The sequence below is a fragment of the Pseudomonas sp. F01002 genome, from assembly GCF_004402115.1.
In the GTDB taxonomy this organism is placed as follows: domain Bacteria; phylum Pseudomonadota; class Gammaproteobacteria; order Pseudomonadales; family Pseudomonadaceae; genus Aquipseudomonas; species Aquipseudomonas frigoris.
On sequence record NZ_SOPU01000023.1, the window covers coordinates 263,414 to 288,471 of the forward strand.

A 25,058-nucleotide genomic window follows, 5' to 3' on the forward strand; every position below is an offset into this window, starting at 1 on the left:
GCGGTAGGCGCAGCGGGGCCTTTTGCGCTTGCACCAGGGTGATCATGGCTTGGGCGAGCTTGTCCGGATCGCCAGGCTGATTCAGGGTCACGGCCTTGGCAATTTTACGAACCTCACCCGCCGTGCTGTCGTAGTCGGCAATCGAAGCCGGGGATTCGACCAGCGAATTGCCTTCGAGGAACTTGGTACGGAAGTAGCCCGGCTCGACAATGGTCACGTTGATGCCCAGCGGGGCCAACTCGGCGTGCAGCGCCTCGCTCAAGCCTTCGACGGCAAATTTGGTGGAGCAATAGACGCCGAAGCCCGGCCCTGACCTGTAACCGCCCACGGAGGAGAGATTGATCACATGTCCACGGCGAGCGGCGCGCATGTGCGGCAGGACGGCGCGCGTGACATTCAGCAAGCCGAAGACGTTGGTTTCGTACACACGTCGCACTTCATCGGCGCTGGCTTCTTCCACCGCACCGAGCACGCCGAAGCCGGCATTGTTGACCAGCACGTCGATGCGCCCGAAGTGGTCGATGGCCGACTTGGCAACCGCAACGCCTTGGGCTTCGTTGGTCACATCAAGGTTAGCGGCCAGCAAACCTGGCTGCTCGCCAAAACGCTGGGTGATGCTGCTGGCGTCACGGGCAGTGGCGACCACGGCGTCGCCATTGGCCAGCGCGGCGGCAGCGATCTTGGCGCCGATACCGCGAGAAGCACCGGTGATGAGCCAGACACGTTTGAAGTTTTGGGAAGTGGTCATGATCGCGAATCCTTGTAGGCAGTTGGGGTAAGCACAAGGTACGCAGGAACATTGGTTGGAAAAATGCCCTCGTGTTACAAGCACTATGAAACGCTCTTTCATAATGGCGCCGATATGAATCACGACCCGTTTGATGGTTTGACCGAGTTTCTCGCCGTCGCCGAGCACAAAAGTTTCACCCTGGCCGCGACTCGGCTAGCCGTCACGCCCACCGCCGTCAGCCATGCGATCAAACTGCTGGAACGACGCACCGGCGTGTTGCTGTTTCAGCGCACCACGCGCCGAGTGGCGCTGACCGAAGCCGGCGCCAGCCTGTTTTCCCGCTTGCGTCCGGCGGCCAGTGAAATCAATGAAGCCCTGGCGGTGCTCAGCGGTTTCCGTGATCAGCCCATGGGTACGCGGCGACTCACGGCACCGCGATTGTCCGGGGCCTTGTTGATGGAGCCGCTAATTCCGCTGTTTCGCTCGGCCTATCCGCAAGTCACTCTCGATATTTCCCTGGACGACGCCACGGTTGACCTGATGGCCGGCGGCTTCGATGCCGGGATTCGAAAAAGGAGTCCTGGGCCGCCGCTGAACCGTCGCCTTCAGACCACGGCGCCGACCAAACCTTTGCCCAGCCGATGCTGCGCCAGAAGACGCATCAAGGTTGTTTCACGTAAGCCGCGCTGTACTTCTGATACTCACCAAAACCAGTCACTTCTGCGGCGCCGTTGAGCAACTGCAGGCGAAACAGCGGATCGCCCTCAGGATCCAGTGCAATGACAAGGTTGCCGGCGAGCAGCGGATACTGATGATGGACTTCAACAGGCGGATCCTTGAGCTGAAAAATGCTCAGGTTGATGTCCGCCATCTCGGGGCCGCTGTCGATTCCCGGTAATACTTTGAGGGTCAACTCGCCGACACGCTGGTCCTGGACATTGCTCACGAGGTAGCGCCCTTCTCGCTGACTGTCAGCAACCCGCTCAAGCTTTTGCGAGGCGACCTTGAACGCAGTCGGCCGCACATCGATGCTTAATTGACGGGAACCGTTGATCCACGTGCCGGTTTGGCGGCCCTGCTCGTTCGGCGTGCCTTCGACGAACCAGTTGCCGATCATCTGACCGTCGTCGTCCAGTTCACGCAGAACGATTCCACCTTCTTCGTAGGTATTGCCCACCAGCCGGATCGGTTTACCGCTGCCGGTCTTGCTGTAGCGAACTTCGCCAACATAGACATCACCCTGAAGTTGCCACCACAGCTCAACGGGGATCTTGTCATCCAGGGTGCCACGCAACATGACGGGCGCTTCACCGACGGGACCCTCGAGACGACGACGCTCCGTCCACTGGCCGGATTTCAGTTCACGATCGGTAACGTCCACATAGCCAGAAGGCATGACCGGGTTGGCTTCCGACGGCTTTTGCACCACCTCTGTTTTCTCGGCCACCTTCACAGGCAAGTTGTCCTGTATTTGCCAAGTCGCGCTCTGGCGCCAGCAGCAACCGCTTTTGGACTGGGTATGCAAGCGCTTGGTGACCGGGTCGATCTCGAACATGCCCAGATTTGCGTCACGGGTCAGTGCGGAAAAGGACGTGCTCAACACGAGCGTCGGGCGCTCGGGATCGAACAGATAGATGTCGTAGGAAGGACCACCATAGCCCGCATCATTGCCATTGCGTACGGCAAGATCTTGCTGCCCGTCGAAATTGAAATCGCCGAACAACAGCAGACTTTGATCGGAATACGCCAGGTTGCGGTCGAACTCCGAAGCTTTGCGGCCTGGCTTGAACAGAGCGAACGCTTCGGCTGACTCGATGCGCTGCAGCACCTGCCCGCCGGCCCTTTCGCGCAACGTAATCAGCGCAGGAGCGCCGTCGAAAGTCTGGGCGGGCGGCTGTGCAAACAGCACGTCGATGACGTATTTCTTCGCGGGGTCAGTGAGGTGATACGTCAGCGGTTCGGCACTCACCGCAGCGGCGGTCAGCAGACAGGAAACAGCCAATAAACGAGGAATAACCATGATGCAGAGCGTCCTTGCGGCAAACCAGGTCCGCAGTCTAGCGGCTATCGGGTCATGCCGACATTGTTGATTCCGTCAACATAGGAAACTCTTTCAACTTGTCGATCTACGGTACGGCCAGACGACCCGAGGCTGACTACGCTGAAAGTCCAGCTTGAGAAATCCGTAGAGGAGCTACACCATGCACCGCGTTCAAAAACTCACGCCCTGCCTGTGGTTCGACAATCAGGCCGAGGAGGCCGCGAAGTTCTACTGTGCGATCTTCGATCATTCGAAAATCAGCGCCACCACCCACTACGGCAAGGCCGGTCAGGAGATTCACGGCAGGCCCGAAGGTTCGGTGATGACGGTCAGTTTCGAACTGGACGGACAGAGTTTTACCGGCCTCAACGGCGGTCCCATCTTCACGTTCAATGAAGCGGTTTCATTTCAGGTCAATTGCCATACTCAGGAAGAAGTCGACCACTTCTGGGGGCGCCTGTCCGCGGGCGGGCCCGTTGAGGCCCAGCAATGCGGCTGGCTCAAGGACAAATTCGGCGTGTCCTGGCAGATCGTACCGGTGGCCCTGATGGACATGATGAAAGACCCTGACACGGCGAAATCACAACGCGCCATGACGGCGATGTTGCAGATGAAAAAACTCGACATCGCTGCACTGCAACGAGCCTTTGACGGCGAGAGCTAATACACTTCGACGCTGACCTGCCGAGGACGCTGACCATGAAGCCCGCCGTTGCCAAAGACGCTGACAAAGCCCCGCGCTTCTGGCGCGACGACGCCCTGCCCTTCATTGAAGCCCGCTCCATCGCCGACGGCCGCGAGGTCTGCTACACCCGGCATTCCCACGAGCACTTTTCCATCGGCGCGATCACGGCCGGACGCAGTACCTACCACCACGAGCAATCGCAATTTCAGGTCAGTGCCGGCACCGTGGTGCTGATGAATCCCGGTGATGTCCACGCCTGCAATCCCATCGAGGACCAGCCGTGGTCGTACCTGATGCTGTACGTCGAAACCCCCTGGCTGACCGATTTGCAGCATCAGCTCGGTTTCAGCCAGGACCTGGCGTTTCGCCGGTTTTCCATCACCCACACTCACGACAGTGATCTGTATGCCGGCCTGAAGGGTTTGTACGACGTGCTGGTCGATGCGCAGCAAGACGTGTTGCGCAAACAAAGCGCGGCCGTGGAGTTTTTCACCGACGTGCAGCAACGGCTCAACCCGATCGATCAACCGCTGCGAGAGCCCAATTTCAAACTGGAACGGGCGGCCGATTACATCCGCGACAACTGCACGCACCTGCTCAAGCTCGAAGACATTTGCGAGGCGGCTCAGCTATCGCCGTCCTACCTGATTCGTGCGTTCAAGCAGCATTACGGCATGACGCCCCACGCCTTTCTGGTCAACCGGCGTATCCAGTTCGCCCGCGATCAACTGCGCAGCGGCAAGCTGATCGCCGATGTGGCGCTCGAAGCCGGGTTTGCCGATCAGGCGCATTTTCAGCGTGCGTTCAAACAGCATCTGGCTGCAACGCCTGGGCAGTATCAACGCTGAAGTGAAAGTTTGGCTGTATATATTACACAACACTCCGCCGCGGAAATAAACGGTAATATTATTCCCGCAAATCACAACACCTCCTCTCGCACCGCTATTTATCGGTCGCGCAGCGTCATTAGTCATGATGCCAGCACAACTATCGGCCAATAACGAAACACACCGACATATAGACCTGATAATAATATTTCTCACTTCCCTTTAACCTGAAACTACCAACTACAGCTTATAGAGAACAGGCCGCCACCTTGAAAGAGCTGCACTTGCATCAATTCGATAAAAAACATGGAAGTTATCTTATGCACACACCTATCGATGCACCCGTAGCCTCGCGCAATGAACGTCAGTTACAGGAAGTAAGAAAAGCCCTTATCAATGTTATTGATGACGAGCACTCGTTGAGCAGACTCGACAACACATGGAGTCGCCTTGGGGGTAGATCTGTGACCGGCTCGAGCCTTGATGAAGTTCAGCGTGCGGGGACGATTTATCTACTGCGCCTGACCCGGCAAGCTGATTTCATGAAGATGAGGATTAAAAGCGGTATACCGGAAGACTATGCCTTTCATGTCGATAAAAATGGAGAACTCTGGGCCGTTGAAGAGAAGGTGAGTCGGGGCGCAACCCCTGACGTTGACTCAACCGAGATTAATGTCTTTTTTAGAAGAGTCAGTATTACCCCCCACGCCAAAGCCGCCATACCCGGAATCGTCGACGACCTGAAACTGCTGGCCAATTTGGCCGGACAGGCTGGAGGGGCAATTACCTCAAACGGGCGGATCTCGATTGACCAATGGCTTCAGTTCCATGGTTTGCCGCAGCCAGGCACTAAAGAGGACACCCAACAGCTGATCGACGTGCTTAATTTCGCGAATCTTCCCGCAAGTCCACCATTGGAAAATTACTGGCAACTTCTGGACACTCCCGAAGATTCACCGTTCAGGTTGACTGAAACTACCCGCTCAATCATTGATCAGCAAACCCGACAGCTGAAAGACGATGCCCCCTTCCTGATCAAACAGATTGGCGCCTGGCTGATCAGAGAAAACGTCGGATCAGAAATGCTACCCACCAGCATTGAATACCGAATGCAAAGGCTGCTGGAAATCGCCCGACAATCCTGCAATCAGGGACAAAACTACCTCATTGCGCTGGGTTGGTTCGGTGAAGGGAACGGAGAAAAGGCATCTCAACAGTTCATCGATCAACTGCTGATTGCTGCCATGTTGCTCGATCTCGATCCTGAAATCGACAGCACCAACACCTCCTTCGCAGGCTTCGACTTTTACGCCAAACGCTTCTTGCAACAAAAGCCTGGAGTAGTGCGACTGGAACTGGAAAAGCATCTGGCCAATCATTTCCAGCTACATCAGATGCTCGCTCCACTGATGGCGCAATGGATTCTGGCGGGCATGGCGCCGCAATTCCTGATCCGTGACCTACCGCCTGAACTACAAGTGGGCACCCCGGGTTGGGTAGTCTTTAGCCAGGCGGTGCACCTGGTTGAGGCCGTCGCCCCCGGCACTTCCCGGTTAATGTCCTATGAACACCTGCTCGGCTTCAGCCTGGTCCCGGGTTTAATGCCACAACTGGCGTCGTTGCATACCACGAACAACCTCGATCCGGTTGTGACATGGGCACTGATGAATGAGCTTGTCGAACGGGACGCTGACGGTAGCCTGAGCCAGAAAACAGTCCTGCGCGCCGTCCAAGAATACGACCGGTATGTCACGGCTTTGACCCGCGCCGTGAGCGACGTCAACACGCCAATTCCCAGCCGCAGAGCTATTGCGTTGAAGGAACTGACATCAAAAATACCTCGCTGCAACCCTAACGAATTGCTGGTAAAGCATCGTGGCAATGGAGGCGGCGCAGGGCGGAAGGTGTCGGTACTGGATCTGTACATGGGCGATGAACTTCATACCACCGACTGGGGGCGAATCAGAGGAAAGGATATTTATCGAGAGTTCACCGGATTGAAAGACTTGTACCCCGCTAATGATTTGTATGAGGAGGCAATTCACGCTCATTACAATGGCATCACTACCGCGCTGTCGACCAATATTCGGTACGCACTGTCGCAACTGCATCAATCAGACAGGTCGTTCATCGAACACGGCCGACTGGCGATATACCAGATAAAAAAAGACATTCCCAAGAACATCGTCAGCACATTGAAACCTTTCATTTCTGCATTAAACCCAATTGCCGGGTTGTACCCCCTGCCCGAACCGAAAGCAGATCCGGGACGCTACGGCGTCATCCTCTGTGCTGTGAAAGGACCATTGATTCGTTGTTATGAACTGTTTCCACTAAGACTGGATTGCCGCTTCAACCAGGTTTTCAAGAACCGATTTTCCTATCACCTGATTTCCGATCCAGTAGGAGGAACGTTTGTTGATAGCAAACTGCTCTTGGACGCGCCCATCGACTTTGAGGCTTACGTTAAAAACATCACGCCGCGCGGCGATAAGAATGCCTCGGTAGTGCTCACTAAAATTGGAGAATTCGGGACGTCGGCCCATGACACAACCGCATCCAACCCGGTGCAGTACTTTAATTCCAGGCGGATAGAAGACGTCAGTAACCTGATTGCTGAACACAATCCGTATATTAATAAAGAAGAGCTGAGCCAGATCGGCTTTGACCAGACAGACCGTGAGCTGGCCATTGAAAAAACTGACAAAGTGTTCAATGTCATTCTCAATCTGATCATCCCATTCAAGGAGTGCATAGAAGAACTCTCTTCGGGTGTTCCCTCCAGACAGAAAGGCGCCATTGCCGGTTGCGTCATGGAGGCGGCGCTGATCGCGATCTCGCTGGTCGCCGCGCCATTGAAAATTGTCGCTGGCGTCACAAAAGGCGCAACCCTGGTCACAAAACTGCTTTCTGCCTCCCGGATCGCGGCACGGACGGTCATCGGGCTCTTTAACCCTCTGGGCGGCGTTCCTCAACTGCTAAAGGGCGGTGGAAAGCTGATTGGCAGGAGCCTGGCGAAGCTCAGTGTCCAATCCGCACCTCACTTTGCACGTAAGCAATTGCTCCGACTGACTGGCACAAGCAGCTATGACTTGCTCAAAGCAGTTAATCATTCCGGCGCGGCGTCAGAGTTGCGCATGACACTGGACGCGGTGGGTCACGGGCGAGCGATTTTCAAAAATGACAGCATCGAAACCGCCGAGCACGTGCTCAAGCACCTGTACGACAATGACAAGAAACTCCTCCAACACATTCCTGAACAGGAGCTTCAGCACCTGATGGAAATCTCCTTGGCCGAGATCGCACTAAAGTCCGACAGCGCTCGCGAAATCCGCAAGGTTCTGGATTCGAAAGTGGTCGATACGTTGACACGTCGGCATGCGCAAACCTTTTATCTGGACAATCTTCACCAGTTCAAGGACGTCACTGTTTTGCCGGAAGTTCTCCAGGACACCTTACGCGTGGAATACAAGAACCTGGTAGCCATGCAGGCCCACCAGCAAGAATTGCTGACCAAGAATCTGGGCAAGGCGCCTTACCACGGCGTACTGGATGAATCACGGTTCAACCCTCACGGTTTGACTGACAACACGGATCGAGCAACCGCCTGGATTCTGAATGCATCGAACTCCGAGAATGAAACAAACGCCATCCGGACCTTGCTCCTTGAATACGCCGCCAGCAACAAGCCCTTGACCGATCCCGCGATTTACAACGAACTGCATCGACGTGTTGCACCCAATGCAATCGATAAGTACCGCAGCCCTCGCCCGGATGTTCGCTACCCGTCCAACATCTCAGGTACTGCAATGCTGGAGGGCCACATGGCCAAATTGGATCCGGCACACGAACACTTTGGCAAACACCTGTTTGGATCTTTCCTCGGCTATCACGCTTTCTCGGACGGCAATGGCCGTACCGCACGTGCCATCTATGCGATTACAGAACTAAGAAAGGGCCGATTCAATGCGCTGGACCGCCCAACGGAAAACGCGTTAAGCGGTTTGAATTGACGGTCAACGTGCTTCCTCCTCGTCGCTGACACCGCGCCCCTGTCTGAAGGGGCGCGGCATCTTCCGGCCTGGCGACTGACTCTAGGCATACACCAGATACACGGCACAGACGGCTAATAACAAGGCCATTGTCCTGTTGAACAACCGCAGTCCCTTGGCGTTGTTCAAGTACTCGCGCAAGAAGGTCCCGACATAGACCCAACACGCCACCGATGCATAGCAGACCACCAGATAAATGGCCGCAAACTGCCAGACCAGCCGCGCCTCGCCATCCGCCACAAAAGCGCCCATGCCCGCTACGCACGCCAGCCAGGCTTTCGGGTTGAGCCATTGCATGACCGCGCCATACAGCATCGACGGCGCCCGGCCTGACTCCTTCGCATCCAGATGCCCATTGTCGGCGGCCAACTTGAAGGCCATGTACATCAGGAACGCCACACCCGCCCATTGCACCACCTGCGTCAGCGCTGGCCATCGCTGCAACACTTCATGCAGCCCTAATCCCATCAACACCAACAACACGACGAAACCCAGCGTCGCCCCGGCTACATGCCGTTGACTGGCGCGAAAACCAAACTGCGCGCCGGAACTCAACGCCACGATGTTCACTGGCCCTGGGGTTATCGAGGCCACCAGTGCAAACGCCGCCATCGAGATAATCAGACTCATCACAGACCTTCTTCAATCAGTTGAACGAGGCCTCAAGGTAAAGAGCAACCTGACGGCTGTATTGAACAAAACACCCCTCAGCTGTACCGCGACCGACGTCCGCCACTGTATGGGGCAAGCCACCCCAGGCCTGTGATAAAAATACCGTTCCTGCTTTTGGAGCCCCGCCATGGACCTCGCCACCCTCACCCTGTTTCTGCCGGCCTGCTTCGCCTTGAACATGGCGCCCGGGCCGAACAACCTGTTGTCGGTCAGCAACTCGACCCGCTACGGCTATCGCACCGCCTGTGTCGCAGGGATCGGTCGGCTGCTCGCGTTCGCCGGCATGATCGCCCTCGCGTCGGCGGGGCTTGCGGTGGTGCTGCAAACGTCGGAGTTATTGTTCTACGGGATCAAGATTCTGGGGGCGGCGTATCTGCTCTACCTCGCCTGGCAATTGTGGCGCGCGGACCCCGGGGCGGAAAACGTGGTAGCGGGCGCGCCGGTGGGGATGCTGGCGTTGGCGCGGCAGGAATTCCTGGTGGCGGCCGGTAAGCCTCACGATGGCTAATATAAAATTCGAAGATGGACCACTTTCAACTGTGGGTTCACCGGTCGATGAAACACATCGATCAGCAGAATCGTACGAAGTATCCATACCCGTACGATTGCGGCGAGCGGCCGAACAGTACTCGGGCACCAGACACTAGATCGCCCACCAGGTAGGACGAGAAAAAGGAGCCAAAGGCGCTTTTCTCTCTATTCAAAGGGAGAAGCATTTTTCTGCCCCCTTGCCCACCGGCGGGTGCAATCAATGCAGTGAATTGGCCATGGTCATGGTTATCGGAGACGTACCTAAAAGCGGTTTCCGTTTGATTGCTCAACAAACACCGCACGCTACGTGCTGCCATGATTTGTACGCCCTTATGGATGTACGAGTAAAAGTTACTGCGGCCTCTCAATTACCTTATGAGAAAGTTTAACTTTAGTATGGGGCCGGCGTATGTCGATCAGACACCGGGCAGAGACCGCCAAAAGCAACAAGAACGATAATAACGATGCCGAAGCAATCTCCGAGGTAATGAGCCCGCAGCAAACAAATAAGTCATGATGTAAAAAAACCGAAACATATTCTGTTTCAAAAATGACTAAGTCAGCACGAAAAATTTGTTAATAATAAAATATAATATGCATTAATTCAAACAAGAATAACACACGTTAATTTCTACTGCTATAAGTTAATAGCACCCGTTAAATAGGAGCTCACCATGAACATGAAGCAGTTTTTAATTGCTACAGCGGTGCTAGCGGTCACCACCTCTGCATGGAGCGAATACCCAGTTCTTACCTCATCATCTGACCGTTGCATGGTCGAAATCCGACGTGCCGATATGTATGGCACAGGTCAGCCGATGAGTTATCCGGCTATTTATTCAGGCCCAGCTCACGCCGGCGATACTTGGCAGGGTATTGAAGGTGCGATTGTTTGTGTAAGAATCGCCCCTGACTGCACAAACTTTCATCCAAATTTCAGCTGTGTAAGTTCTTCTAAAGACTTAAACCAGGGGAACCCTGTGAGCAATCAGTTCTGAGAAAACCAAGAAAACACAACAAGCATTTGACACCGTTATACTGATAATTAGCTCTTCCCGATATACAAAAACAACCAATAGCACCAACTTACAACCACTATATCCGCCTACATATTGGAGAAATGTATGTTTAAAAAATACTCTGCATCTTTATTTTTGATATTAATCGCAAGTTTTGCACATGCTGATTACTCGCAGAGATGGTGCATCTCTGATGACCCTGGAAAATGCCCTGTCAGCCCTAAATATGGATGCCCGCAAGGTGGCGGCCCTAACGCGGAAAATTTGGCGAAATCAATATGCACCATTCATACAGCAAATGGAGACAAAATACTGGATCATAGACTTACAACTATTTCGTCCGATGGGGGCGGACAGTGTGGAATTAGTGTATACGAGGCAACGTGCATAACAGCCCCTTAGCCAAGTTCCCTTTATATTATTCAAAAGACACTTGGGTATAGGTTACAAAAAGCTGCATAAAGAGAAAATTTTCTAAAAATCTATTTTTTGACAGGTCTTTATTTTCTTCGACGGCTGCTTCAGGTTTGAAGCGGCCGTCGACGCTGGTGCGCCCAAAAATCCGTGGAGAAAATCAAGCTTGGCTCCAGTAAGCCGGTGATGGGCAATACAACCCTCTGTAGACGATTACATTGCCTAGTTCCTCAGCCCTCAGTTTTGGCAGGGGATAACTCGCACCCCAGAACACTTAAGCATCCTGGAACAACGATAAAGTTCAGTTGTACGCTGCGCCTGTTTGACTGGGCGCCGACGCGATCTAGCAATGGGCCGGTCGACCTTTTGCATGATCTCTCCGCAAATTGGGCATCTTCTTTGCCTTTCCCATTCGGACTGAGGCGGTATAGGAAATCCAGCAACGGCCCTAGCTCGCCTGTACCGCCAACGAGAAAATCGGCCAAATGCAGCCATCATCACAAAGATAACCGCACCAAACCCAACAATTGCGACACCTACAAATCCCCACCACTTCGGCCTCCACGGCCACGTCCTCCGCGCCCTCCTCGAGCATTTACATTGCTCGATAACAGAGCCAGGGGAGCCAGAAGAAACAAACGCCGAGATAGATCCCTATTCATTGCCACCGTCCTAGCTTTTAATCGTTAGTTTTCGGTCGAGCATTGGACGTAACAATCGCGCTCAATCAGCAGTTCAAACATCGGGCAGTATAGCTGCCCGACCTCGAACTCCCGCTATGGGGGAAAGCGACAGCCAGCCCGGGTGAAATCAAGCTAGGCTCAAGCAATCCGAAAGCGATCCTGATCTTCACCGCGTTCCTGCCCCAGTTCGTCGACTCGACCCACGCCGTATCGCCGCAATTCGCCGTGTTGGGCGCGTTGTTCCTGATGCTGGAATGGATCGCCATCGGCGCCTACGCCTACATGGGCCTGCACATGCGCCGCTGGTTCGCCGAACCTCGGGGCAAGCGGATATTCAATCGTTGCTGCGCCGGATTGTTGTCGGCGGCGGCTTCGGTGTTGCTGATGGCGCGACGGGCTTGAACACCTGATGTCCAATGTGGGAGCTTGGTCCCACAGTAGATGGTTGTTGAACACGAAATTTGTGTACTACTTGGCCACACCCCAACTCACCACAGGCCCTCAATGAACCTGAACATTGTCTACGCCCTTGGCGCTGCCGCTCTTTTTGGCGCGAGTACGCCATTGGCCAAGTTGCTGGGCCTGAACCTTTCGCCGATCCTTTTGGCCGGGTTTTTGTACCTGGGCAGCGGCCTGGGCTTGACGCTCGTCAGACTGTTGCGCGACCGGGGCTGGCAACCCAGTGGCCTGAAATCGTCGGAGTGGCCCTGGCTGATCGGTGCCATCGTGTTTGGCGGCGTGCTCGGGCCGGTGGCGCTGATGTTCGGTTTGACCCTGACCTCCGGCGCCACGGCCTCGCTGATGCTCAACCTCGAATCGGTATTGACCGCCGTGCTGGCCTGGGTGGTATTCAAGGAGAACGCTGACCGACGCATCGTCGCCGGAATGCTGGCAATCGTCGCCGGTGGCTTACTACTGGCCTGGCCCCAGAACCCGGCGCAGTCACAGGGCTGGATCGGACCGTTGGCGGTAGCGCTGGCCTGCGTCTGCTGGGCCATCGATAACAACCTGACGCGCAAGGTATCGGCTTCGGATGCGCTGTTTATTGCCGGCATCAAGGGGTTGATCGCCGGGATGGTGAACTGTTCTCTGGCGCTGTTGCTCGGCGCAACACTGCCACACATGACGGTGCTGGGGCCGACGTTGATCGTTGGTTTCCTGGGGTATGGCATCAGCCTGGTGTTGTTCGTTCTGGCGCTCCGAGGCCTGGGCACTGCACGTACCGGCGCATACTTTTCCACGGCACCTTTCCTCGGCGCGGCAATCGCCATCTTGCTGCTGGGTGAACCCGTCACGCTGACGTTTTGGGCCGCTTCACTGTTGATGGGCCTTGGGGTATGGATTCACCTCAAGGAAAATCATGCCCATGAGCATCAACATGAGGCGCTCAAGCATGGTCATCGCCACGTGCATGACGAGCACCATCAACATGAACATTCGTTCCAGTGGGACGGTACCGAGCCCCACAGTCACGAACATCAACACACGCCGCTGCGCCACAGCCATCCGCATTTTCCGGACATCCATCACCGACATAAGCATTAAACAATCCTCATGACGAATGACTGGAATTCTCTGTCGATTTTCCGGTGGAGGCGTTGGGCGACGCGTCTTATGCTCACCTCATGAACCTACAAAACGCTTTGCTTCCGCCCCACGCCGAGATGGTTCGCGCCATGCTCGAACGAGACACCGCCTACGAGGGGGTGTTCTTTACCGCGGTCAAAACCACCGGCATCTTCTGTCGCCCCAGTTGCACGGCGCGCAAGCCGAAACCGGAGAACGTCGAGTTCTTCGCCCATGCCGATGAGTGCATGTCCGCGGGCTATCGCGCCTGTCTGCGCTGCAAACCACTGGACGCGGCGGCCATTGCCCCGGACTGGGTGCAGCGGCTGCTCAAATCCGTAGACACCGACCCCGAGCAGCGCTGGACCGATGCCCAGTTGCTGGCCGAAGGCATCGAACCGTTGAAACTGCGCCGCTGGTTCAAGCAGCATTTCGGCATGACCTTTCACGCCTGGCTGCGCACCCGACGCCTCGGCATGGCATTGGGTGGGATCAAACAGGGCGACTCCATCGACAACGCGGCGTTTGATTCGGGCTACGAGTCCCTGAGCGGGTTTCGCGATGCGTTTCAAAAGTCCTTCAACATCACGCCCGGCCGCGCCGCCAACAGCGAGCCACTGCTGTTCACTCGCCTGACCACACCGCTGGGGCCGATGATCGCCATGGCCGAACGACGCGGGCTGGTGCTGCTGGAGTTTCTTGATCGGCCAGCGCTGACCAAGGAAGTCGAAGAATTGCAGAATCGATACGGTTATGCGGTCGCGCCAGGACATAACGCGCATTTGCAGCAGATTGAAGCCGAACTGACGCAGTATTTCGCCGGCAAACTCACTGACTTCAACGTTCCACTACACTTGCCTGGCAGCGATTTCGCCCGACAAGTCTGGGCCGAACTGGCGAAGATCCCGTACGGCCAGACCAGCACCTACGGCGCCATTGCGGCGTTATTGGGCAAGCCCGGTGCCAGTCGCGCCGTGGGCCTGGCCAACGGGCATAACCGTCTTTCGATTGTCGTGCCCTGTCACCGGGTGATCGGCGCAGACGGCTCGCTGACCGGCTATGGTGGAGGACAACCGCGCAAGGCGTTCTTGCTAAGGCTGGAAAAAGCGGCGGTGCAGATCACGCAACAACTCGTATTCTGATCATTTACAGGTTTCTCAAATAGTCATAAGGAAGGACATTCGATGGACACGCTCGACAACCAATTTCACCAGTTGCACCAGGACGGCCTGCTGATTCTCACCAACGTCGCCGATGCCGCCGGCGCACGAATCGTGGAGCAACTGGGCAGCAAAGCCGTAGCCACCAGCAGCGCGGCGGTGGCCTGGGCGCACGGTTATCCGGACGGCAATGCCCTGCCCCTTGAGCGCCTGATTTCAACGGTCGAGTCCATCGCCCGGGTGATCTCGGTGCCGCTGACCGTGGACATCGAGGCCGGTTATTCCGATGACCTGACGCGGGTGGCCGACCTCATCGATGCGGTGATTGCCGCCGGGGCCGTCGGGATCAATATCGAGGACGGTGCGTCCCCGCCCGAGCTGCTGGTGCGCAAGATCGAAATCGCTCGGCAGATTGCCAGTCGCCGAAATGTGAAGCTGTTCATCAACGCCCGGACCGATGTGTACCTCAAGAGCCTGGTGCCCGCCGAAGATCGCGTGGCAGAGACGCTCAGGCGCGCCGCGTTGTATCAGGCGGCCGGTGCCGATGGTTTGTTCGCGGCTGGCGTCACGGCTGAGTACGAAATCGCTGCGCTGTGCCAGGGCACCACGCTGCCGGTGAACGTGCTCGGGCTCCCCGGACTGCCATCGCCTGATGAGCTGAAAGCGCTCGGCGTAAGCCGTTTGAGCGCGGGTTCCCGCATCGCCGAGTTTCTTTATGGCGCCATGAGCGCACTGGCCAAGAGCTTTCTGGAAACAGGGACACTCGACAGCCGTGATCTGAAGGCCTTCACCTATGGCGAAGTGAACGCCCTGTTGGCACCGTCCGGGAAAGCTTGACCCCATGCCCGACGCCTATCTGCCCGCCACCGAGTTTCTATCGTCCATCGATGAGGACTGGCGCCGCCACATCGCCGCCATCGGCCCTTGCCTGCATCAGCCCCATGCGGCTCGCGATCCTTATGAGTCGCTGGTGCGGGCGATTGCCTACCAGCAACTGCATGCGAAGGCCGGGGATGCGATTGTCGGTCGGTTGCTGACGTTGTTTGGGACGGGCGCGTTCCCGAGGCCTGAACAGATTCTGGCGACCGAGTTCGATCAACTGCGCAGTTGCGGTTTTTCCGCCAGCAAGATCGCGACCATTCAGGGCATTGCCCAAGCGGCGCTGGACGGTGTGGTGCCGGATTACGCCACGGCACTGGCCATGGATGATGAGGCGCTGATCGAGCGGTTGATTACGCTACGTGGGGTTGGGCGCTGGACGGTTGAGATGTTGCTGATTTACAGCCTGGAACGGCCGGATATCTTGCCCGCCGATGATTTCGGGGTGCGTGAGGGATATCGGCGGATGAAGGGGTTGGAGGCGCAGCCCAATCGCAAGCAGATGATTGAGATCGGGTTGGCGTGGAGTCCATACCGGACAGTGGCGTCCTGGTATTTGTGGCGGATGACTGGCAAGTAGACCGCGTTATCGTTCTTCGCGAGCAAGTCGAATCGTCGCACCGCCGCTCCCACAAGGTTCTTTGTGTACGCAACATCTGTGCTCGACGCATAACCTGTGGGAGCGGGCTTGCTCGCGAAGGCGTCAGCACATTCAACACATCATCCAAGGCCAGTCATAACCCCGACTTCAACCGACTAAACGCCCGAATCAAAGCCCGATTGAACGCCTTGCCATTGTCATTCTTGCTATACAACGAAGCCCTCACCTCAGCCGACGGATACGTCCCCGGGTCATTGCGAATCGCCGGATCAATCAAGCCGTCCGCCGCCGTAATCGCGTTGGCGTAGTGGATGGCGTCAGTGATCGGCGCAATCACCTCCGGCGCCATCAGATAATCCATCAACGCCAGCCCCGCTTGCGGGTGCGGCGCATCCTTGGGAATGACCATCGCGTCGAACCAGATCAACGTGCCCTCCTTCGGAATCCGATAACTCAGCGTGAACGGCTTGTTCGCAGCCTCGGCCTGTCCCGCGGCGATGGCCACATTGCCGTTCCACGACATCGCGACGCAGGTGTTGCCATTGGCGAGGTCGCTGATGTTCAGGTCATTGTCGAAGTAGCGGATGTATGGCCGAATCTTCGCCAGTTGCTGTTCAGCCCGTTTCAGGTCATCGAGGTTCTGACGGTTGATGTCCAGCCCCATGTACTTCATGACCGCGGCGAAAACCTCGTTGGGATCGTTGAGCAAACTCACCCCGCAATCGGCAAATTTTGACACCACTGCCGGGTCGAACAGCATCGCCCAACTGTCCCGTGGAGCGTCGGGCAGGCGCTTCTTGATTGCCTCTTCCTGATAGCCGATGCCGGTGGTGCCCCAAGCGTAGATCCCGGCGTAGCGATTACCCGGATCGAACGCCGCCATGTGCTGGCGGAACTCATCACCCACGCCGGCAAAATGCGGCAGCTGTTGCGGATTCAGGGCTTGAATCGCACCGCTCTGGATCGCCCGGGACAAATGCTGGCCGGCGGTCAGCACCAGGTCGTAGCCGCTGCGGCCGGTGAGCAGTTTGGTCTCGACGGTTTCCAGGGAGTCGAAGTGGTCGGCCACCACGTGGATGCCGGTTTTCTTCTCGAAATTGGTCAGAGTGTCCGGGGCCAGGTACTCGCCCCAGATGTACAGATTGACCACCGGTTTGGCGGTGTCGGCGGCCTGCACACACAAGGGTGCAAGCACCAGCAATAACGCGTGAGTCAGTTTGTGCAGGCCCATTTTTCAAACTCCCTTTTTGTTGCAGGCACTGCCTGCGTACTGCGGCATGGTGATGCACGCGACGTTCCCGCCGCCGAGGAGGATTTCCCGGGAGTTTTCGATACCGACGATTTTGTGTTGCGGGAACAGTTCGGCGAGGGTCGCTTGCGCCGCCTGATCATGGCGATCGCCAAACAGCGGCACCACGATCGAGGAATTGCCGGCGTAATAGTTGATATACGACGCGCAGATTTTCGTCCCGGCCTGACGGGTGTGCGTGCTGTCTTGCTGATCCAGGCCTTCGGCTTCCTCGGCGGTCCATTCCAGCACATCCGGTTGCGGCAGCTTGTGCACTTTCAGCTCGCGGCCACGACTGTCGCGGGTGCTGCGCAGAATGTCGTAGGCCTCCTGGTAGATTTCCCATTGCGGATCATCGCGATTATCGGTCCATTGCAGCACCACTTCACCGGGGCGCACGAAGCACGCGAGATCGTCGACATGGCCGTCGGTTTCGTCGAATTTGCAGCCCCGTGGCAGCCAGATGATTTGCTCGGCGCCGAGGTAATCGGTCAATCGTCGGGTGACTTCGTCCTTGCCCAGGTGCTGGTTACGGTTGCGGTTGAGCAGGCATTGTTCGGTGGTGAGAATGCTGCCCTGGCCGTCGCTCTGGATACCGCCCAGTTCGGCAATCAGCGGCGCGCGGTAGCGGTCGAACCGTTCAATTTCGAGGATTTTGCTGGCGATCTGGTCGTCCTTGTCCCATGGGTAATACAAGCCGCCATCGAGGCCGCCGTATGCGTTGAACTCGAAGTCCACGCCGCGCACCTCACCGCTGTCGTCGTTGACCACAAAGCATGGGCCACTGTCCCGGTACCAGGTGTCGTTGCAGGTCATTTCCACCACCCGCACTTGAGGTGGCAATTGGCGGCGAGCGGTGGCGAACTGCGCGGCGGACGCGCACACGGTGACCGGTTCGCTCCGGGAGATGGCGGTGACGATTTGCACCCAGACTTTCTGCGCAGGCTTGGCACCATTGCGCCAGACATCGGTGCGCTCCGGCCAGCCGAGCCAGCAACCGGACTTGGTTTCGAATTCGCCAGGCAAACGGAAACCATCGAGTTTGGGGGTGGAGTCGAGCAAACGTGCCATGGTCAAACCTCATCAGCGGGGATTGGAATAACCACAGGCTACGGTCGCCGACGCCCTCCTCGCCAACGAGGATTATTTCGGAATACTTGAATTCAATTCATCAATCGATCAACTGATCGTTGAACCATTCCAGCATCTGCGCCACTGCCGGGCGCTCCAGCCGCACCCGCTCACACACCAACGCATATTGGCCGAGTGCAGTCATGCTGGAGGTGAACGGCCGGACCAGACGACCACTTTGCAAATCCTCCTGCGCGGTCAAGTTATCGCCCATGGCCACGCCCTGCCCTTGGGCCGCTGCTTCCAGCGCCAAACCGGCGTGGGCGAAATACAGCTGCCGTTCCGGGCGCTGATCACCGGCATGGCTGGTGAGCCACGCGGTCCAGGTCTTGCCGTCCTGATCGTCGTGCAGCAGGCAATGACGCGCCAGATCCTTCGGCGTTTTCAAGGTGCCCTGGTTGAACAGTCCGGGGCTGCACACCGGGAAGAACTGCAACGCCGGCAACGGCCGGACGAAGTACGCGCTGCTGTCCACCGGGCCGGTACCGTAAGTGATCGCCAGGTCGATGTCTTCGCCCGGCGCCGTGGCGTCGATCGGTTGTTCGTAGAGGTGCAAAGTGATGTGCGGATAGCGCGCGTAAAAATCCGTCAGGCGACTCATCAACCACTTTTGCGCCAGCTCGGCAGTGACCGCCAGGCGCAACACCGCCAGCGATGACGGGTCACGCAGCTCATCGCAGGCGTCGCCAATCAGCTCGAAGGCCTGCTGCAAGCTTTGCATCAGGCGCCTGGCGGCCATCGTCGGGCGAATTTTCCGGCCTTCTCGGATGAACAACGTCACGCCCAATTGCTCTTCGAGCTGGCGAATCTGATGGCTGACCGCGCTGTCGGTGACGCACAACTCCGCCGCTGCCCGGCCGAAATGGGCGTGACGGGCGGCGCATTCGAAGGTTCTGAGTGCTGCTAAAGAAGGCAGTCGTCGCATGATCAAGGTCCCGATTTCGAGGCGCCATGCTGACCCGGCGGACAGTAGGCGTCCAGTGGGACCGCGTTATCGTTCATCGCGAGCAAGCTCGGCTCCCACAGGGATTGTTGTCGTATACAAAACCTGTATTCACAGAAGAACCCTGTGGGAGCGAGCTTGCTCCGGGCGGCGTTCCGACGATGAGGCCAGCACATTCACCATTAATCCAACGACCCATCACCCTCCCTTATCCACTATGACTTCCCCAAAACCCGGCGCATGTTGACCGGCGATGCGATTCTCGTACCGGTCGAGGGGCGCTGAAGGTCTAGGCTGTCTTGGGTAAGTTCCAGACCCGTCGGAGGTTCCCATGCAGCTCGAAGGTTCCTGCCATTGCGGCGCAGTGTCGTTCAGTTTGACCAGCGCCCACCCCTACCCGTATCAGCGTTGCTACTGCTCGATCTGCCGCAAGACCCAGGGCGGTGGCGGCTACGCGATCAACCTGGGTGGCGATGCCGGCAGCCTTAAGGTGCGCGGTCGCAAGCACATCGCGATTTATCACGCACGACTCAAGGAGGAAGGCGATAAACGCGCCCACAGCAGCACCGCCGAGCGGCATTTCTGTTCTCTGTGTGGTTCAGGCTTGTGGCTGTTCAGCCCCGAATGGCCGGAGCTGATTCACCCGTTTGCCTCTGCCATCGACACCCCACTGCCGGTGCCACCGGAGCACACGCACTTGATGCTCGGTTCCAAGGCGCCGTGGGTGGCAGTCGAGGCGCATCCTGGGGATCAGCAGTTCGACATTTATCCCGAAGAGTCCATCGCCGAGTGGCATGAGCGCCTGGGTTTGAGCCGCTAAGCCGGTTCACAGTCTTTGACAGTTTCCCGACAAAGCTGTCAAAGATTGCGGGGCGGCAGCCCCCCTAGCATGGGCGCATCCAAACTCCCTCGGGTGCTCCCATGTTTCGCTCGCTATGTCTGTCGTTGACTTCGCTTTGCCTGCTCATTCCCACTGACTCTTTGCGCGCTGAAGACTGGCGCTACACCTTGCGGGCCGGTGCAGCCAGCGTGCCCCGTTACAGCGGCAGTGACGAACGCGTGGTGGCGCCGCTGCTGGGCGGTGAAATCGTCAGCCCTTACGGATTCTTCCTGGACACTGAAAAGGGTCTGGGCTGGGCGTTTGACGAGAACGACTTCGGCCTCAGCGTGCACATCGGCGCCAGTGATGTGCGCAAGGATCGCAAGACCGGGTTCAAAGGTTCGGATGAGCTGAACGGCATGGGCTCGATCAAGTCGCGCCCGGCGCTGGGGCTCGACGGGACTTACCACATGGGGCCGATTATCCTCGGTGCGAGCTTTGAGCATGCGCTGGAAAAAGACGATGACGATCATGACACCGGCTCGGCATGGAACCGCTTGAAACTGAGCATCAGCGCGCCGTTTTATGAAGGTGAACATGGCAAGGTCGTGGGCAGCCTCAATAGCCAGTTTGGTGACAGCAATTACGTGCGCACCTGGTACGGCGTCAGCGATGCCCAAGCGTCGCGCAGTCGGTTCAGGGCTTATGACACCCATGGCGGGCTGGTGAGTCGCGGGGCGGATTTGACTTGGACATTGCCCGTCAATGATCAGTGGAGTGTTTCGACGGTGCTGGCGGTGCAGTATTTGGCGAATGATGCGGCGGACAGTCCGATTGTTGAGCGGCGGATGCAGACATCGCTGGCTGGGCAGGTTGTGTACACCTTTTAAAAGATCGCAGCCTTCGGCAGCTCCTACAGGGTGTACGACATGCCAATGTAGGAGCTGCCGAAGGCTGCGATCTTTTGATCTAATCCAGGTGTGCCCAGGTCATGCGAAACGACGCCCCACCCCACGGCGAGTCCGCCACTTCCACTTGCCCGCCATGGGATTGCGACACCCGCCGCACCAGCGCCAGGCCCAGGCCGAAGCCGCCAGTGCGGCGGTCGCGGCTGGCGTCCAGGCGCGAGAACGGTTCGAAGATTTTCTCCCGCCCGTCCATCGGCACACCCGGCCCGTCGTCGTTGACCCGCACTTCGTAGTGATCACCGGAGCGCACCAATGACACTTCCACCCGCTCATCGGCATAACGAATGGCATTGCGCAGCAGGTTGATCACCGCCCGGGCCATGAAACGCGGCTCGATGCGGACCTCATCGACCTGACACTCGACAATCAGCAATTGCACGCCGGCGGCTTCGGCTTCCAGCGCGACGCTGCCGACCACGCTGTCGAGCCAACTGCTGGCCTGAATGTTTTCCCGAGTGATCACCGTGGCACCGCGCTCGAGGCTGGCATAGGTGAGCAGTTCGGACACCATCTCTTCCAGTTCGCCGAGGTCGGCGTACATGTCAGCAATCAGTTCACGGTTCTGGGTTGGATCGGGTTGCTGCTTGAGCTGGTCAAGCTCGAACGACAGCCGGGCAATCGGCGTACGCAGTTCATGGGACACCGCGTTGGTCAGCTCGCGCTGATTGGCAATCAGGCCTTCGATGCGCGCCGCCATCAGGTTGAAGTGTTCGGCCAGGTCGCGGATGTTCGAGCGCTTGGACAGCTGGATCCGCGACGACAGATCGTTATCGCCAAAACGCTCGGCCGCCAGACGCAGCTTTTCCAGATCGCGCCAGTGCGGCCGTACCCAGAAAAGCAACACGAAACCGATCATCACCGCGATCATCAGATAGGCCGCGGCAATGTAGAACGGCATCAGGCTCGGTTCGGCCGGCAGCTTGATGCTGAGCAGTTGCGAACCGTCGTCAATGCGCGAGATGAACTGCGTGTATTTGTCGCGAATCACCAGCAGGCCCTGGGCCAATTCGGCTTTCTCCTGCTCGGTCAGGGACAATTGATCGGTCTCGACCAGGGTCAGGCCCAAGCCGTAGTGGGGGCGCACCGCTTCCAGTTGTCGCTCCCGGGCCGAACCGTCCAGACCGTGCAACTGCTCGGCCAGCGACCAGGCCTGGCCACGCACCGCCTCTCGGTTGTAGCTCTGCATCTGACCGTCGAGCAGCGCATCGAACGTGCGCTCGACGGTTTGCAGCCCCAGCACCAGGCCCACCGTCATCACCAGAAACAACCCCAAAAATAACCGCAGCATTTACAACTCCCACGCAAACGGATTGAACAGGTAACCCTTGCCCCAGACGGTCTTGATGCACACCGGTTCTCGAGGGTTGTCCTTGAGCTTGCCTCGGAGCTTGCTGATGTAGACGTCAACGCTGCGGTTGAGACCGTCGAAGGCAATACCGCGCATGCGGTTGAGGATGTCGTCGCGGGACAGAATCTTGCCGGCGGCGCTGGCCAGCAACCACAGCAGTTCGAACTCCATGGTGGTGAGTTCGATGCCCTCACCCGCCAGCCGCACTTCCCGGCAGCTACGGTCGATGCTCAGATGGCCGAATTCCAGCGCGCTGCACACGCCACTGTCTGGCGTCTGGCGGCGTTGCAAGGCGCGTAACCGGGCCAGCAGAACCGGCGGTTTGATCGGTTTGATCACGTAGTCATCGGCGCCGGACTCCAGCCCGAGAATGTGATCAAGGTCATCTTCCTTGGCGGTAAGAATGACAATCGGCGTGTCGGATACGCTGCGGATCTCGCGGCACACGTGCAGACCGCTCTGGCCCGGCAGCATCAGGTCGAGCACGACGACTTTCGGTTTGAATTCGAGGAACGCGGCCAATGCGAGGTCGCCGCGGTGCACCTGCCGGACCTCAAAGCCATGTTGCGACAGGAAATGCGCGATCAGCCCGGCGAGCTTTTCGTCGTCTTCCACCAGCAGTACTTTGCCAAAACCCAGGTTATCCATAACGCCCGTCTGCCAACCCTTGTGTGAAGTGGCCGGCATTATGGCGCCAATCGGTGACCGGACGGTTATCGCAGGCAGCAAAAACCGGCCTCGGAGGCCGGTTTTCGGAGATGTTTCATTCTTTTAAGAGTTTTTAACAATTCAGACGTAAAAGATCGCAGCCTCGTTTCACTCGACAGCTCCTACAGGAAATGCACTCCAATGTAGGAGCTGTCGAGTGAAACGAGGCTGCGATCTTTTGATCTTCACGCCGCGGTTGGCACACCGCTGTGGAAACGAAACTCCACATCCGGCGACTCGATCAGCTCCTGCTCGGCGGCGCGGACCTTGTCGATCACCTGGGCGATGTCCTTGGCATCACCGTACTGGTAGGCCAGTTTCAGGTAACCCTGGAAATGCCGGGCCTCGCTTTTCAGCAGGCCAAAGTAGAACTTGCCCAGCTCTTCGTCCAGATGCGGCACCAGCGCTTCAAAACGCTCGCAGCTACGAGCTTCGATAAACGCGCCGACCACCAGGGTGTCCACCAGCTTGACCGGCTCGTGGCTGCGCACCACTTTGCGCAGGCCCGAAGCGTAGCGCCCGGCAGACAGCTGACGCAGCTCGATCTTGCGCTTTTTCATCAGGCGCATGACCTGTTCGTGGTGCACCAGTTCTTCCCGGGCCAGACGCGACATCAGGTTGATCAGATCGACGTGGGAGTGATACTTGGCGATCAGGCTCAACGCGGTACTGGCGGCCTTGAATTCACAGTTTTTGTGATCGATCAGCAGGGTTTCCTGATCAGCCAGCGCGGCCTGAACCCAGCCATCGGGGGTGCGGCAGCCGAGGAACTCGTGAATTTCGGGAAGGATCATGGGGCTCACGGATAAGAGGTTCAAAATCGAAGGGCGCCGATTATACCGGCCTGCCGGCAGACCACCAGTCGCGACCGTTGATATACATCAAGTCCCGAATGGCCGGGCAGCAACTATAGTTGTCCAACGCAGTATTTTTTACTTCATGGAGATCCCGATCATGCAAGCCATTCGCAGCATTCTGGTGGTCCTCGAACCTGAACACTCGGAAAGCCTGGCGCTCAAACGGGCCAAGCTGATTGCCGGCGTGACCCAGGCTCATCTGCATCTGCTGGTCTGCGACCGCAAGCATGACCACAGCGGCATGTTGGGTGTGCTCAAGGCCGCGCTGATCGAGGACGGCTACAGCGTCACCACCGAGCAGGCCTGGAACGAAAGCCTGCACGAAACCATTGTCGATGTGCAGCAAGCTGAAGGCTGCGGACTGGTGGTCAAGCAGCATTACCCCGACAGTCCGCTGAAAAAAGCCCTGCTGACCCCGGCGGACTGGAAACTGCTGCGTTACTGCCCGACGCCGGTGCTGCTGGTCAAAACCTCGAAACCCTGGACTGGCGGCGTCATTCTGGCGGCGATCGACGTCGGTAGTACCGATGGTGAACACCGCACCTTGCACTCTTGCATTGTCGATCACGGTTACGACATCGCCAGCCTGGCCAAGGCCCATTTGCACGTGGTCAGCGCCCATCCGTCGCCGATGCTGTCGGCGGCCGACCCGACGTTGCAGCTCAGCGAAACCATCGAGGCGCGCTATCGCGAACAGTGCAAGGCGTTTCAGGCCGAGTTCGATATCGATGACGAGCACCTGCATATCGAGGAAGGTCCGGCGGATGTGTTGATTCCGTTCATGGTTCACAAGCTGCAGGTGGCGGTGACGGTGATTGGCACTGTCGCACGGTCGGGGTTGTCAGGGGCGTTGATCGGGAATACGGCGGAAGTGGTACTGGATGCGGTGGAGAGCGATGTGCTGGTGCTGAAGCCGGATACGATCATGGATCATCTGGAGGAGATCGTGACCCAGCATTAAGCAAGATCAAAAGATCGCAGCCTTCGGCAGCTCCTACATGAATCGCATCCCTCTGTAGATACTCTGTTCACGGTCAAGCTTTCGCGAGATGTTTTTCGCTAAAAAGCTTGGCCGTATTAAATTCTTCTCCGGAGCGCATGCATGCCCATAACCCGGTTAGGTATTTGCGCATGA

21 protein-coding genes and 2 pseudogenes are annotated in these 25,058 nt (G+C 57.5%); 14 read left to right on the forward strand and 9 right to left on the reverse strand.

Annotated features, from left to right (window positions below):
- Positions 1 to 748: SDR family NAD(P)-dependent oxidoreductase (locus E3W21_RS20320; RefSeq protein WP_371927131.1), on the reverse strand; the 748-nt coding region annotated here is incomplete at its 3' end.
- A 63-nt stretch (positions 749 to 811) separates the two neighbouring features.
- Here E3W21_RS20320 and E3W21_RS20325 point away from each other — a divergent pair.
- Positions 812 to 1,465 (forward strand): LysR family transcriptional regulator, encoded by a 654-nt coding sequence (locus E3W21_RS20325; protein WP_256661599.1) that lies wholly within the window; start codon positions 812 to 814, stop codon positions 1,463 to 1,465.
- On the opposite strand, the gene E3W21_RS20330 is transcribed toward E3W21_RS20325, so the two are convergent.
- Positions 1,392 to 2,750 (reverse strand): FG-GAP repeat protein, encoded by a 1,359-nt coding sequence (locus E3W21_RS20330; protein ID WP_134421623.1) that lies wholly within the window; start codon positions 2,748 to 2,750, stop codon positions 1,392 to 1,394. The two genes, E3W21_RS20325 and E3W21_RS20330, sit on opposite strands and share 74 nt — an antisense overlap.
- A gap of 181 nt (positions 2,751 to 2,931) precedes the next feature.
- On the opposite strand from E3W21_RS20330, the gene E3W21_RS20335 reads away from it, so the two are divergent.
- From E3W21_RS20335 to E3W21_RS20345, 3 genes are all read left to right on the forward strand, one after another.
- Positions 2,932 to 3,435, forward strand: a complete 504-nt coding sequence (locus E3W21_RS20335; RefSeq protein WP_134421624.1) for a VOC family protein — start codon at positions 2,932 to 2,934, stop codon at positions 3,433 to 3,435.
- A gap of 35 nt (positions 3,436 to 3,470) precedes the next feature.
- Positions 3,471 to 4,304 (forward strand): AraC family transcriptional regulator, encoded by an 834-nt coding sequence (locus E3W21_RS20340; protein ID WP_134421625.1) that lies wholly within the window; start codon positions 3,471 to 3,473, stop codon positions 4,302 to 4,304.
- Positions 4,305 to 4,552: 248 nt separating this feature from the next.
- Positions 4,553 to 8,296, forward strand: coding sequence for a hypothetical protein (locus E3W21_RS20345; RefSeq protein ID WP_134421626.1), 3,744 nt, complete (start codon positions 4,553 to 4,555; stop codon positions 8,294 to 8,296).
- Between the two features lie 81 nt (positions 8,297 to 8,377).
- On the opposite strand, the gene E3W21_RS20350 is transcribed toward E3W21_RS20345, so the two are convergent.
- A complete protein-coding gene (locus E3W21_RS20350; protein ID WP_134421627.1) occupies positions 8,378 to 8,965 on the reverse strand; it encodes a LysE family translocator in 588 nt (195 codons plus the stop codon).
- Positions 8,966 to 9,134: 169 nt separating this feature from the next.
- On the opposite strand from E3W21_RS20350, the pseudogene E3W21_RS20355 reads away from it, so the two are divergent.
- From E3W21_RS20355 to E3W21_RS20385, 7 genes and pseudogenes are all read left to right on the forward strand, one after another.
- Positions 9,135 to 9,503 (forward strand): annotated as a pseudogene (locus tag E3W21_RS20355) (LysE family translocator); the annotation flags it as partial.
- A gap of 709 nt (positions 9,504 to 10,212) precedes the next feature.
- A complete protein-coding gene (locus tag E3W21_RS20360; protein ID WP_134421628.1) occupies positions 10,213 to 10,536 on the forward strand; it encodes a hypothetical protein in 324 nt (107 codons plus the stop codon).
- 1,259 nt (positions 10,537 to 11,795) lie between these two features.
- Positions 11,796 to 12,056 (forward strand): annotated as a pseudogene (locus tag E3W21_RS20365) (LysE family translocator); the annotation flags it as partial.
- A gap of 102 nt (positions 12,057 to 12,158) precedes the next feature.
- The gene (locus tag E3W21_RS20370) at positions 12,159 to 13,199 is read left to right on the forward strand and encodes a DMT family transporter (RefSeq protein ID WP_134421629.1); all 1,041 of its coding nucleotides are present in this window, start codon (positions 12,159 to 12,161) and stop codon (positions 13,197 to 13,199) included.
- Positions 13,200 to 13,279: 80 nt separating this feature from the next.
- Positions 13,280 to 14,362: a bifunctional transcriptional activator/DNA repair enzyme AdaA gene (locus tag E3W21_RS20375; RefSeq protein ID WP_134421630.1), complete on the forward strand. Its 1,083-nt coding sequence runs from the start codon at positions 13,280 to 13,282 to the stop codon at positions 14,360 to 14,362.
- A gap of 42 nt (positions 14,363 to 14,404) precedes the next feature.
- The gene (locus tag E3W21_RS20380) at positions 14,405 to 15,217 is read left to right on the forward strand and encodes an isocitrate lyase/phosphoenolpyruvate mutase family protein (protein WP_134421631.1); all 813 of its coding nucleotides are present in this window, start codon (positions 14,405 to 14,407) and stop codon (positions 15,215 to 15,217) included.
- Positions 15,218 to 15,221: 4 nt separating this feature from the next.
- A complete protein-coding gene (locus tag E3W21_RS20385) occupies positions 15,222 to 15,839 on the forward strand; it encodes a DNA-3-methyladenine glycosylase (protein WP_134421632.1) in 618 nt (205 codons plus the stop codon).
- Between the two features lie 154 nt (positions 15,840 to 15,993).
- Here E3W21_RS20385 and E3W21_RS20390 read toward each other — a convergent pair whose 3' ends face one another.
- The 3 genes from E3W21_RS20390 to E3W21_RS20400 form a co-directional block, all read right to left on the reverse strand.
- On the reverse strand, positions 15,994 to 17,091 hold the full coding sequence (locus E3W21_RS20390; protein WP_134421633.1) for an extracellular solute-binding protein: 1,098 nt from the start codon (positions 17,089 to 17,091) through the stop codon (positions 15,994 to 15,996).
- Positions 17,092 to 17,094: 3 nt separating this feature from the next.
- The gene (gene aguA / locus E3W21_RS20395; RefSeq protein ID WP_134421634.1) at positions 17,095 to 18,219 is read right to left on the reverse strand and encodes an agmatine deiminase; all 1,125 of its coding nucleotides are present in this window, start codon (positions 18,217 to 18,219) and stop codon (positions 17,095 to 17,097) included.
- 100 nt (positions 18,220 to 18,319) lie between these two features.
- Positions 18,320 to 19,204, reverse strand: a complete 885-nt coding sequence (locus E3W21_RS20400; RefSeq protein WP_134421635.1) for a LysR substrate-binding domain-containing protein — start codon at positions 19,202 to 19,204, stop codon at positions 18,320 to 18,322.
- 349 nt (positions 19,205 to 19,553) lie between these two features.
- Between E3W21_RS20400 and E3W21_RS20405 the strand changes: the two genes are divergently transcribed.
- Both E3W21_RS20405 and E3W21_RS20410 read left to right on the forward strand, forming a co-directional pair.
- Complete coding sequence (locus tag E3W21_RS20405) at positions 19,554 to 20,042, forward strand: GFA family protein (protein WP_134421636.1); 489 nt, start codon at positions 19,554 to 19,556, stop codon at positions 20,040 to 20,042.
- Positions 20,043 to 20,143: 101 nt separating this feature from the next.
- Entirely contained in the window at positions 20,144 to 20,932 is a 789-nt protein-coding gene (locus E3W21_RS20410) for a MipA/OmpV family protein (protein ID WP_134421637.1), read from the forward strand.
- A 79-nt stretch (positions 20,933 to 21,011) separates the two neighbouring features.
- On the opposite strand, the gene E3W21_RS20415 is transcribed toward E3W21_RS20410, so the two are convergent.
- From E3W21_RS20415 to E3W21_RS20425, 3 genes are all read right to left on the reverse strand, one after another.
- Complete coding sequence (locus E3W21_RS20415; RefSeq protein WP_134421638.1) at positions 21,012 to 22,298, reverse strand: ATP-binding protein; 1,287 nt, start codon at positions 22,296 to 22,298, stop codon at positions 21,012 to 21,014.
- Complete coding sequence (locus E3W21_RS20420) at positions 22,299 to 23,006, reverse strand: winged helix-turn-helix domain-containing protein (RefSeq protein WP_134421708.1); 708 nt, start codon at positions 23,004 to 23,006, stop codon at positions 22,299 to 22,301.
- A 245-nt stretch (positions 23,007 to 23,251) separates the two neighbouring features.
- On the reverse strand, positions 23,252 to 23,860 hold the full coding sequence (locus E3W21_RS20425) for a tRNA-(ms[2]io[6]A)-hydroxylase (RefSeq protein WP_008149866.1): 609 nt from the start codon (positions 23,858 to 23,860) through the stop codon (positions 23,252 to 23,254).
- 160 nt (positions 23,861 to 24,020) lie between these two features.
- Here E3W21_RS20425 and E3W21_RS20430 point away from each other — a divergent pair, with 160 nt between their 5' ends.
- Positions 24,021 to 24,884: a universal stress protein gene (locus E3W21_RS20430; protein WP_134421639.1), complete on the forward strand. Its 864-nt coding sequence runs from the start codon at positions 24,021 to 24,023 to the stop codon at positions 24,882 to 24,884.
- Positions 24,885 to 25,058: the final 174 nt, after the last annotated feature.

Coding starts and splice junctions, on each gene's coding strand:
- E3W21_RS20325 (WP_256661599.1), top strand. CDS start 812: ATGCCCTCGTGTTACAAGCACTATGAAACGCTCTTTCATAATGGCGCC.
- E3W21_RS20330 (WP_134421623.1), bottom strand. CDS start 2,750: ATGGTTATTCCTCGTTTATTGGCTGTTTCCTGTCTGCTGACCGCCGCT.
- E3W21_RS20335 (WP_134421624.1), top strand. CDS start 2,932: ATGCACCGCGTTCAAAAACTCACGCCCTGCCTGTGGTTCGACAATCAG.
- E3W21_RS20340 (WP_134421625.1), top strand. CDS start 3,471: ATGAAGCCCGCCGTTGCCAAAGACGCTGACAAAGCCCCGCGCTTCTGG.
- E3W21_RS20350 (WP_134421627.1), bottom strand. CDS start 8,965: ATGAGTCTGATTATCTCGATGGCGGCGTTTGCACTGGTGGCCTCGATA.
- E3W21_RS20360 (WP_134421628.1), top strand. CDS start 10,213: ATGAACATGAAGCAGTTTTTAATTGCTACAGCGGTGCTAGCGGTCACC.
- E3W21_RS20370 (WP_134421629.1), top strand. CDS start 12,159: ATGAACCTGAACATTGTCTACGCCCTTGGCGCTGCCGCTCTTTTTGGC.
- E3W21_RS20375 (WP_134421630.1), top strand. CDS start 13,280: ATGAACCTACAAAACGCTTTGCTTCCGCCCCACGCCGAGATGGTTCGC.
- E3W21_RS20380 (WP_134421631.1), top strand. CDS start 14,405: ATGGACACGCTCGACAACCAATTTCACCAGTTGCACCAGGACGGCCTG.
- E3W21_RS20385 (WP_134421632.1), top strand. CDS start 15,222: ATGCCCGACGCCTATCTGCCCGCCACCGAGTTTCTATCGTCCATCGAT.
- E3W21_RS20390 (WP_134421633.1), bottom strand. CDS start 17,091: ATGGGCCTGCACAAACTGACTCACGCGTTATTGCTGGTGCTTGCACCC.
- aguA (WP_134421634.1), bottom strand. CDS start 18,219: ATGGCACGTTTGCTCGACTCCACCCCCAAACTCGATGGTTTCCGTTTG.
- E3W21_RS20400 (WP_134421635.1), bottom strand. CDS start 19,204: ATGCGACGACTGCCTTCTTTAGCAGCACTCAGAACCTTCGAATGCGCC.
- E3W21_RS20405 (WP_134421636.1), top strand. CDS start 19,554: ATGCAGCTCGAAGGTTCCTGCCATTGCGGCGCAGTGTCGTTCAGTTTG.
- E3W21_RS20410 (WP_134421637.1), top strand. CDS start 20,144: ATGTTTCGCTCGCTATGTCTGTCGTTGACTTCGCTTTGCCTGCTCATT.
- E3W21_RS20415 (WP_134421638.1), bottom strand. CDS start 22,298: ATGCTGCGGTTATTTTTGGGGTTGTTTCTGGTGATGACGGTGGGCCTG.
- E3W21_RS20420 (WP_134421708.1), bottom strand. CDS start 23,006: ATGGATAACCTGGGTTTTGGCAAAGTACTGCTGGTGGAAGACGACGAA.
- E3W21_RS20425 (WP_008149866.1), bottom strand. CDS start 23,860: ATGATCCTTCCCGAAATTCACGAGTTCCTCGGCTGCCGCACCCCCGAT.
- E3W21_RS20430 (WP_134421639.1), top strand. CDS start 24,021: ATGCAAGCCATTCGCAGCATTCTGGTGGTCCTCGAACCTGAACACTCG.